This is a genomic window from Microcystis sp. LE18-22.4A (assembly GCF_027531105.1).
Classification (GTDB): domain Bacteria; phylum Cyanobacteriota; class Cyanobacteriia; order Cyanobacteriales; family Microcystaceae; genus Microcystis; species Microcystis aeruginosa.
In genome coordinates, this window is record NZ_JAPZRB010000121.1 from 1 (window position 1) to 9,023 (window position 9,023).

A 9,023-nucleotide genomic window follows, 5' to 3' on the forward strand; every position below is an offset into this window, starting at 1 on the left:
TGTCAGTCTGTAGAGCGACCATAAGACCAGAACAGAGTAAATCTGTTAAGGCAGGTGCGAAAAATCCTTCGGGAAAGAAGCAGAAACCTAAATCGTGAGGTTTGGGAATCGCCGTCCGTTTTACGGCGGCGAGGATGTCAATGCCACCATAACCATAGGCATAGAGTTGTTCACTTCCCGTATAGTTGTAGTAGTCTGCTCCACTTGTACCGTAGTAAGTAGCCATGGCTTTACTCTCTTGTTTAGTTTTAGATAATGGCCAATATGCACTCTACCCCCCCAGACTGTATCATACGCTACAATTTAATAAATCTTTACATTTATCTCCCTGGCTGGGGATACCCTAGTGGTGCTGAGAACTCTTGAAAGTTTTTCTGTACAAGGATTTGCCGTCAGACTGGGGGGTGTCAAAAGGAGCGGCCGTATGAGATGCTCAACTTTCCCAACTTAAAGTTATCCCCACACCAGATACTCTCCTCTTATTGCGATCGCTGCTTTGAGCCTGTGCATTAACAAACTATACTGCCTATCGGAAATTTTAGGACAAATGCTCGAACTGGCAACTCCGGCACTCCCGTACAATCTTAACGAGCAATCTGGATAAACATCTTCAATGCTGCTTTTGAGAAGGAGACGGGTTGCTAAAGCCTCTATAATAAGTAGCCATAGAGATGCCGACAACTTCCCCTGTCGATAGCGAATAAGGAGAAAAAAAACCCAGTGTTTGTCCTCAAAGGTTACGAGTATTTTCTAGGATTTCTGCTTGCTTGCAGTTTAGTACCAATCCTATCCCTAACTGCCTCCAAAGTCCTGCGGCCTAGTGGTGGTGGTCCGGAAAGACGCACCACTTATGAATCGGGGATGGAACCGATCGGCGGTGCTTGGATTCAGTTTAACATTCGTTATTATATGTTTGCCCTCGTTTTCGTGGTTTTTGACGTGGAAACCGTCTTTCTCTACCCTTGGGCAGTAGCTTTCAATCAATTGGGCCTATTAGCTTTTGTAGAAGCACTGATCTTTATTGCTATCCTTGTGGTTGCTCTCGTCTATGCTTGGCGAAAAGGAGCCTTAGAATGGTCATAACGGCCATAATTTTCCTTATTTTTGACTTTTCATAAGAGGATAACCCGATGAGTCCCAACCCTACCAGCGAATTTAAGCAAATTATCGAACAACAAAGCGAAAAAATCCTCAATCCCATCGAACGCACCAAAGTTACCCAGGATTTATCGGAAAATGTCATCCTCACCACCGTTGATGACCTGTATAACTGGGCGCGTTTGTCAAGTCTTTGGCCGATGCTATACGGTACAGCTTGCTGTTTTATCGAGTTCGCAGCCTTGATTGGTTCCCGTTTTGATTTCGATCGCTTTGGTTTAGTTCCCCGTTCTAGTCCCCGGCAAGCCGATTTAATCATCACTGCCGGTACAATCACCATGAAAATGGCCCCCGCTTTGGTGCGTCTGTATGAAGAAATGCCGGAACCTAAATACGTTATCGCCATGGGTGCCTGTACGATTACGGGGGGAATGTTCAGCAGTGACTCCACCACTGCGGTTAGAGGGGTAGATAAACTTATCCCCGTGGATGTCTATATACCCGGTTGTCCCCCTCGTCCGGAAGCGATTATCGATGCGATTATTAAACTGCGGAAAAAAGTCGCTAACGAATCTATTCAAGAACGCGGGACTGTCCTCCAGCAAACCAATCGTTATTACAGCACTACCCACAAAATGCAGGCCACGGAACCGATTCTTACGGGTAAATATCTGCAATCGGCCACCCGTCAAGCACCTCCGAAAGAGTTGCTAGAAGCCACCGGTATGCCTGTTCCCCCCGCTCTTTTGACCACGAAACAAAAGGAAGAAATCTAAATGACTGAAGAAACCACAGCTATTGTGCAAGCTGGCCCCACTTCGATTTGGTTAAGTGAAAATGGTTTTGAGCATCAAGCTTTAGAAGCTGACCATAGTGGTGTGGAATTGATTAAAGTAGAAGCAGACTTTTTAATTCCTCTGGCCACTGCTTTATACGCTTATGGCTTTAATTATCTCCAATGTCAGGGTGCTTACGATTTGGGACCGGGGAAAGAATTAGTTAGTTTCTATCATCTGGTCAAAGTAACCGATAATGTCGATAGTCCCGTGGAAGTGCGCTTAAAAGTCTTTCTTCCCAGAGATAATCCCCGGGTTGCCTCGGTTTACTGGATTTGGAAAGCAGCTGACTGGCAAGAACGAGAAAGTTATGATATGTTCGGCATTATTTATGAAGGACATCCCCACCTGAAACGGATTTTAATGCCGGAAGATTGGGTCGGTTGGCCTCTACGCAAAGATTACGTTTCTCCCGAATTCTACGAACTACAGGACGCTTACTAAGTCGAGAAATTAATCACTAATATCGGGTTAGAAGATATTTCTAGCCCGATTTTTTTGAGATTTAGGGACAAGATAAGCTATTGAGTATTTAGGGTTGGCTGAATAAATCTAAAAACCTTGTTGGGTAAGACTTTTAGACTTTTTGTCAATCAAAAAGTACCAGCGATTGGAGTGATTGGGGGGAAAATTCCGGGACTTTTTCCCTGAAAATTAGGTAATTGACCGTCTGAAAATGGGTAAAACCCTACACCCCACACCCCACACCCCACACCCTACCCCCACCAACAAACTTTTTGCCGCAAACCCTATTTAGTCAGTTAAATCTACATTTCGTAGCCAAACTTATTGGCATCTACTTCTTGTAAATTAATATCGATTAAACCGTATTCTAACCAGCGTTGGGAAACCTTGACCGCCATGGCAGGATCCGACTCCAAAGGTTCCCCCCATTCGTGGTCGGTTTCGGGATACATTTTAGTGGTGGCATCAATTCCCATTCTCCCCCCCAAACCGACCTTTTCGCTGGCAAAATCGAGGCTATCAAAGGGGGTTTCCGGGAGAATAAACACATCGCGAACCGGATCCACTTTAGAACTAATTGCCCAAACCACTTGCCGGGGGTCGCGAATATTAATCTCCTTATCGACGACGATGACAAATTTAGTATAGGTGAACTGGGGTAAGGCACTCCAAAAAGCTAAGGCCGCTCGCCGCGCTTGTCCGGGATAGGCTTTATCAATGGAGATAATCGCCGCTTTATAGCTTAAAGCCTCCATAGGTAGGAAAAAATCCCTGATTTCCGCCACCTGTTGCCGTAAAATCGGCGTATAAATACGATTAAGAGCGATCGCCATCATCGCTTCTTCCTTGGGAGGACGACCGCTAAAAGTGGTTAAATAAATGGGGTCGCGACGATGGGTCATGCAGTGGAAATGAATCAGGGGTGAATCTTCCACACCGCCATAGTAACCCATGTGATCACCAAAGGGTCCATCTGGCAATACCTCTCCGGGGGTAATTGTTCCTTCGAGGACGATTTCTGCGTCGGCCGGCACTTGCAAATCGAGGGTTTTACACTTGGCTAACTGTACCCCAGAACCGCCGTACAATCCCGCAAACAGCCATTCTGAGAGATCTACGGGGATAGGAGTGGCGGCGGCCATGATAATCAGAGGATCAACCCCTAAAGCAATGGCTATTTCCAATTTTTTGCCCATTTGTGCCGCTTTTCGCAGGTGACGCGCCCCACCGCGCACGGATAACCAGTGGACGGTCATGGTATTGTGAGACTGTAGCTGTAAGCGATAGACACCGACGTTAGGGGTTCCCGTTTCGCAATCTTTAGTAATTACTAGCCCTAGGGTGATAATCTGGCCTGCATCCCCCCGATAGGGACGAATCATCGGAATTTTCTTTAAATCTACTTCATTCCCTTCTAAAATCACCTGTTGACAGGCAGGGAAAAAGTTACGGTTGGGTTTGGCTTTCAGGACATCAAACAACACTTTACCAAAATCGATCGCTTGGGAGAGTTTTTTCGGCGGTTTCGGTTGTTGCAACAGGGCGAGTTTTTTGCCTAAATCTTCCAATTCTTCGGGTTTATTCAGGTTCATCGCCCAACAGATGCGTTCTACCGTTCCCATCAGGTTAATAGCGACGGGAAACTCTGCTCCTTGCACGTTTTCAAACAGTAGGGCCGGTCCCCCCACCTGTAGCATCCGATTAGCGATCTCGGCAATTTCTAAATCGGCAGAGACCGATGCACTAATGCGGCGTAATTGCCCACGCTCTTCTAAAAGCTTAATAAATCCTCGTAAGTCTCTAGCCATGATGAAGAAATGTAAATAAATCCCTCTCTCTATTATCTCTTAGGGCGGCAGTTTCCGTCGGGGATAGTCACCGTTTTGAGAGTTGGAGGCGATTCTCGTCTAGAATTAAGGAAAAAAATCCCCATCTTGCCAGCTTCATTCCTACCCCTAAATTTATGCTTATCCAGCCCGGAGGTCAACATGATTAAGGATATTGAAATTAGTAATTTTAGATGTTTTGAGCATACCAAAATTGAAGGTTTTGAGCGAGTTAATTTAATTGGTGGTAAAAACAATTCAGGGAAAACTGCCTTGTTAGAGGCAATATTTTTGTATAGTTATCCCTATCCAAATACTATTCATGAAGTCAGAGAATCTATTCGCAAGGAATCTTTAGCCGTTGTTCAGGCTGTTCCCAAAAATGCTTGGGATAATTTATTATTCAATCTTGATAGAGAAAATATTATTGAGTTAAAAGGCTCCCAATCTAATCAAGGGGATAAATTGGTAAAAATATCGATTTCCGATTCTCTTCAAGATACTGTTCTAGGCATCTCTGAAGATTGGCAAAAATTATATGATTTTATCGCTAAAAATAAATCAGTTATTTCTATCTTAAATATTCACACAATTTTTGACCTCAAGAATGACTCAAAAGATAGTCAAATGAACTATTTTTTAATTGCTAGTTCTGAGGGAATACTAGCTTTACCTAATGGGGGTGATGAGGAACCAGTAATCATTGATGCATCTGTCAATAAATCTTTGGAAGAATTGAGCGAGTCCTATACTAAAATAGCTTTTAATGAACAGGAAGAAGAAGTGCTAAAAGCCTTGCAAATACTTGATCCTTCTATTAAAAAAATAGAAAGTTTTTTTCTGGGCGAACCAAATTTATACCTGAAAAGAAAAGAGAGAAAACGCCTACCCATATCTCTGTTTGGTGAAGCTATTAATCGTCTGATAGAGATGATTTTTGCTCTACTCATCAATCCTAAAAAAATTATTTTTATCGATGAAATAGAAAATGGTCTTCACTATACTGCTTACCCAGATATTTGGAAAACTTTATTCCGATTAGCTATCGAACTAGATAGCCAAATTTTTGCTACAACCCACAGTTTAGAGATGATCCAAGCTTTTGCCGATGTGGGGTTAGAATATTATCCAGAACAGGGGGCTTATTTTGAACTAGCAAGGAGTCCCAGAACTGATAAAATTATCGGTATTAAAAGTGAATTAGATATCTTAGATTATGCTCTCAAGCACAATGATCGAATCAGAGGTGAGTAGAATCGTGGCTAATGTAATAATTGTTGAGAGTCAAGATGATGCGGCTTTTTTACGAGCTATTATTGAGCATATTAATGAATCGAATCATTTAACGATAACTATTGTTGAATTTTATATTCTAGACGGAATAGAACGAGAAAATTATCGTAGCCTTGAACAACGACTGAAACGACTTAATAACACCCTGCTCAAAGATGATATTCAAAAGATAGGTATTGTTTTAGATTTAGACGAACAAACCAGACAAGAAAGACTTGCTGTGGTTAGTCAATGTATTCAAAGAGTTTTTAGAGAAGCAGTCAGGATAGATGATACCCAAAAGCTATTTCAATTATAGCGTTTCCCAATCTCATGAGGTACACCAAAATCTTAACTCCTGAATCCCGAATCCTGAATCCTGAATCCTGAATCCTGACTCCTGAATCCTGACTCCTGACTCCTCAAAACCTAAGAATCTGTACCTCACAACTATGGGAATTGCTATAAATGCTTCTACGAATACTCAAATAGGTTGTCATTTTCTTCATGTTAATGAACAGGGGGAACTAGAGACAGTGTTGAGAGAAATTAAAACCCAAGATTCTCCCCATGCTGATTGTGTAGAAGCTTGGCGATCCTGTCTTGCACAAAAAAATATTGATATAAATCGTAAAAAAATTGATAAATTGTGGATTCAAAACTATATCAGGGAAGATACACCATCACAGAATGAAAAAAGAGCGGCTAAGAAATATTGTAATTTATCCCATGCTTTAACCAAAAAAGACATTTGGAACTTTGAGCATGAGGTATTAAATGAACTCAAAGAATTTTTACAACTATTTGCTGTCTAATCAAAAATCCCCCTAGAAATCTAGAGGGATCGAGGGATATATGCAGTGCAATTTAGAAGTAAATTGTCCCACCCCAGCGCTCGTCTAGACGGGGAGCAACCAACAGATAAGCGGCGACGTTATACACATCATCTTCGGTCAGATTGCGTAATTCTGGGAAGATATCGGGACGGCTAACATTGGGATGGAATTCGCTCAGATCATCTTCACCATCGTAACTGGTGGGATGTTCTAGATAATCAATCAATGCTAACAGATTATCTCTGGGGGGTTCCGCTTTGGCCAGATCGGCCAGACCCAAACTGACGTTATTATTAGTTTTGGTTTTACCTTGCAGGTGACACTTAGTACAATTGGCGATAAAAAGTTTCTGTCCTTCCGTCGCTTGTTCAGAAGTCAAAGTCACCGATTTCCCCGCATCATTGAGGGTGATGGTGAGGGTTTCTTCATCGAGTTCTAAGGCACTAGCGCCGTTAAGATTGAATTGTAATACAAAAAAAACTACAGCGATCGCTGCCACAATCAAACGTTTGATCATTGTTCTCCTACTCGCAATTGTTCCAAGAAAGGGAATTTTAAGGTGACTAAAAAATTTTCTCCTCTGGGAGGGTATCGATCGATTCTAAGTGATCACGGACACCGAGAAGATCGCAGTTGGGAATAAAGTCAAGGGGACGTTTCCGTTTTCGAGGCGGTTACTCCTGAGCGTTTGGATAAAATCAGTGAGATAATTGCTTTAGCATCTTCTAGGGCGAGATTAGTCTGCCGATCTTTATAGGAGATGCCTAATTGGTCGCAAAGTGACAACACAGATTCATCGGCCAGATCGTACTCTGCCGCAATATCAGCGATCGATAGATCAGCAAAACCCATAGTCTAACGCACCCACCAAGGATAGAGAATACTTATTAGTTACCATAATTATCATGCCATTGCCGGGGACATTCTTAACAGTGATCAGTGATCAGTGATCGAGAGTCAGTTATCAGATGTGAGTTTTCAGTTCACTGATTACTGTTTACTGATCACTGAAAAAAGCTCCCACCCCCCATCACCCCACACCCCATCACCCCATCACCCCACACCCTCAAAATTCCCTAATTTTCCCGACTTTTGCCTTTTTATTCCCTAAGATAGAGACTTGTGTAAACAAATTTAATTAAAATCGCAAAAAACCTGAAAAAATACTAAAATGTGATTAAGAATGTTATTTTTAGCGTTGTAAGGCTAAATCTTTCTCGATAACATTGTAATCATACCTCAACACTCTTTTGTACAAAGGACTGCACCTTTGTTAACTTATGGATATACAACTGATCAACATCGGCTTCGGTAATATTGTTTCCGCTAATCGGGTTATCGCCATCGTTAGCCCAGAATCGGCTCCTATCAAACGCATCATCAGTGATGCTCGGGATAAAGGCTGTTTAATCGATGCTACCTATGGAAGACGGACTCGTGCGGTGATCATCACCGATTCTAGTCATGTAGTGCTGTCGGCCATTCAACCAGAAACCGTGGCTCACCGTTTCGTGGTCAACAAGGAAGCGCCTGTTAATAGTAGCAACTAAGTTATTAACCCCATGCAACCCGGTCAATTAATTGTCATTACCGGCCCTAGCGGTGTGGGCAAGGGTACGCTAGTCCGGCATTTACTAACTCGTTTCCCTAACCTCTACCTGTCCGTATCCGCTACTACGCGCCCACCTCGACCGGGTGAAATTGAGGGGGAAGATTACTACTTTCTCGACCGTCCCAGTTTCGAGGAGAAAATGGCAGCCGGAGAATTTCTAGAATCGGCCGAATACGCGGGCAACTACTATGGGACACCCCAATCAGCGATCGCCGCTCAATTAGCAACAGGCCAGACCGTAATTCTAGAAATCGAATTAGAGGGAGCCAGACAGGTCTGTCAAAGCTTCCCCGAAGCGAGGAGAATCTTTATCCTACCCCCCAGTTTCGAGGAATTAGAACGTCGTTTGCGCGGCCGGGGCAAAGATGCCGAAACAGCGATCGCCCGCCGTCTAGAGCGCGCCCAAGAAGAATTAGCCGCCAGCGAGGAATTCCCCGATCAAATCGTCAACGATGACCTAGAAACCGCCCTAGATGCCATCGAGAAGATTATTTTTAGCCGTTAGCTGTTGGGGTTTAGGTGTTGGGGTTTTAGGGGTTTTAGGGTTTTAGGGTTTTAGTTGAAATTTCCCACTTCCCCACTTCCCCTAATCCTTATCCCCCATTCCCTAAGTTACCTAAAATATCGGATGAATACCCCCGCTACATTTTTCGATAAGATACTCACAAAAATTAGCGGGGGATGAAATCCGACCAGAATATCAATGACCCTGAGCGAAGTCGAAGGGTCAGCAACGGAGCATCGGTTTAATTCCACCATCTGTGGACAAACTGTGTTATAATCTACTTAACCAATGGTCGAGAATTGTTAGATGCTAGTCGTAGAAGCAAAGCTAAAAAACGGGACACTAGAGCAATATCACCGGCTTGATGAAGCAATTAGAACATCTCAGTTTGTGCGTAACTCTTGTGTTCGTTATTGGATGGATCATAAGGGTACAACCCGCAATGATCTCCAAAAACTTTGCGCGGTACTAGCTAATAATAAAGAGACACCATGGGTTAATAAATTAAACTCTCAAGCTCGTCAATCGGCTGCTGATAGAGCCTGGCAATCAATTACTAGGTTTTACCATAAT

Annotated in this window: 11 protein-coding genes and 2 pseudogenes; 9 read left to right on the top strand and 4 right to left on the bottom strand. The window is 43.1% G+C overall.

The features are described from left to right. Positions 1–226: pseudogene (locus O9295_RS05205) on the bottom strand (hypothetical protein); the annotation flags it as partial. Between the two features lie 494 nt (positions 227–720). Between O9295_RS05205 and ndhC the strand changes: the two are divergent. Genes ndhC through O9295_RS05220 form a run of 3 tightly spaced genes read left to right on the top strand, consistent with a single transcriptional unit; the run spans position 721 to position 2,378 of the window. After that, positions 721–1,083 carry a photosynthetic/respiratory NAD(P)H-quinone oxidoreductase subunit C gene (gene ndhC, locus O9295_RS05210; protein ID WP_002739390.1) on the top strand — a complete coding sequence of 121 codons (363 nt, stop codon included), beginning with the start codon at positions 721–723 and terminating at the stop codon, positions 1,081–1,083. A gap of 47 nt (positions 1,084–1,130) precedes the next feature. After that, positions 1,131–1,874: a photosynthetic/respiratory NAD(P)H-quinone oxidoreductase subunit K gene (ndhK, locus tag O9295_RS05215; protein WP_002760976.1), complete on the top strand. Its 744-nt coding sequence runs from the start codon at positions 1,131–1,133 to the stop codon at positions 1,872–1,874. Continuing rightward, positions 1,875–2,378 carry an NAD(P)H-quinone oxidoreductase subunit J gene (locus O9295_RS05220; RefSeq protein ID WP_002780471.1) on the top strand — a complete coding sequence of 168 codons (504 nt, stop codon included), beginning with the start codon at positions 1,875–1,877 and terminating at the stop codon, positions 2,376–2,378. It begins immediately after the preceding gene. A gap of 323 nt (positions 2,379–2,701) precedes the next feature. Here O9295_RS05220 and O9295_RS05225 read toward each other — a convergent pair whose 3' ends face one another. Then, a complete protein-coding gene (locus O9295_RS05225; protein WP_288032196.1) occupies positions 2,702–4,207 on the bottom strand; it encodes a UbiD family decarboxylase in 1,506 nt (501 codons plus the stop codon). Positions 4,208–4,387: 180 nt separating this feature from the next. Between O9295_RS05225 and O9295_RS05230 the strand changes: the two genes are divergently transcribed. The 3 genes from O9295_RS05230 to O9295_RS05240 all read left to right on the top strand — a co-directional run bounded on the left by O9295_RS05230 (position 4,388) and on the right by O9295_RS05240 (position 6,312). Then, the gene (locus tag O9295_RS05230; RefSeq protein WP_288032197.1) at positions 4,388–5,479 is read left to right on the top strand and encodes an AAA family ATPase; all 1,092 of its coding nucleotides are present in this window, start codon (positions 4,388–4,390) and stop codon (positions 5,477–5,479) included. Between the two features lie 4 nt (positions 5,480–5,483). Beyond that, entirely contained in the window at positions 5,484–5,816 is a 333-nt protein-coding gene (locus O9295_RS05235) for a DUF3226 domain-containing protein (RefSeq protein ID WP_288032199.1), read from the top strand. 133 nt (positions 5,817–5,949) lie between these two features. Next, positions 5,950–6,312, top strand: coding sequence for a DUF3226 domain-containing protein (locus O9295_RS05240; RefSeq protein ID WP_288032200.1), 363 nt, complete (start codon positions 5,950–5,952; stop codon positions 6,310–6,312). A 52-nt stretch (positions 6,313–6,364) separates the two neighbouring features. Here the strand turns inward: O9295_RS05240 and psbV are convergent, their stop codons facing one another. Continuing rightward, complete coding sequence (psbV, locus tag O9295_RS05245) at positions 6,365–6,850, bottom strand: photosystem II cytochrome c-550 (protein ID WP_061432254.1); 486 nt, start codon at positions 6,848–6,850, stop codon at positions 6,365–6,367. Positions 6,851–6,978: 128 nt separating this feature from the next. Then, positions 6,979–7,185, bottom strand: a complete 207-nt coding sequence (locus O9295_RS05250; protein ID WP_004268575.1) for a hypothetical protein — start codon at positions 7,183–7,185, stop codon at positions 6,979–6,981. A 428-nt stretch (positions 7,186–7,613) separates the two neighbouring features. On the opposite strand from O9295_RS05250, the gene remA reads away from it, so the two are divergent. The 3 genes and pseudogenes from remA to O9295_RS05265 all read left to right on the top strand — a co-directional run. Continuing rightward, complete coding sequence (remA, locus tag O9295_RS05255) at positions 7,614–7,883, top strand: extracellular matrix/biofilm regulator RemA (RefSeq protein WP_002737924.1); 270 nt, start codon at positions 7,614–7,616, stop codon at positions 7,881–7,883. 12 nt (positions 7,884–7,895) lie between these two features. Then, the gene (gmk, locus tag O9295_RS05260) at positions 7,896–8,450 is read left to right on the top strand and encodes a guanylate kinase (protein WP_004163380.1); all 555 of its coding nucleotides are present in this window, start codon (positions 7,896–7,898) and stop codon (positions 8,448–8,450) included. A 306-nt stretch (positions 8,451–8,756) separates the two neighbouring features. After that, a pseudogene (locus O9295_RS05265) lies at positions 8,757–9,023 on the top strand (hypothetical protein); the annotation flags it as partial.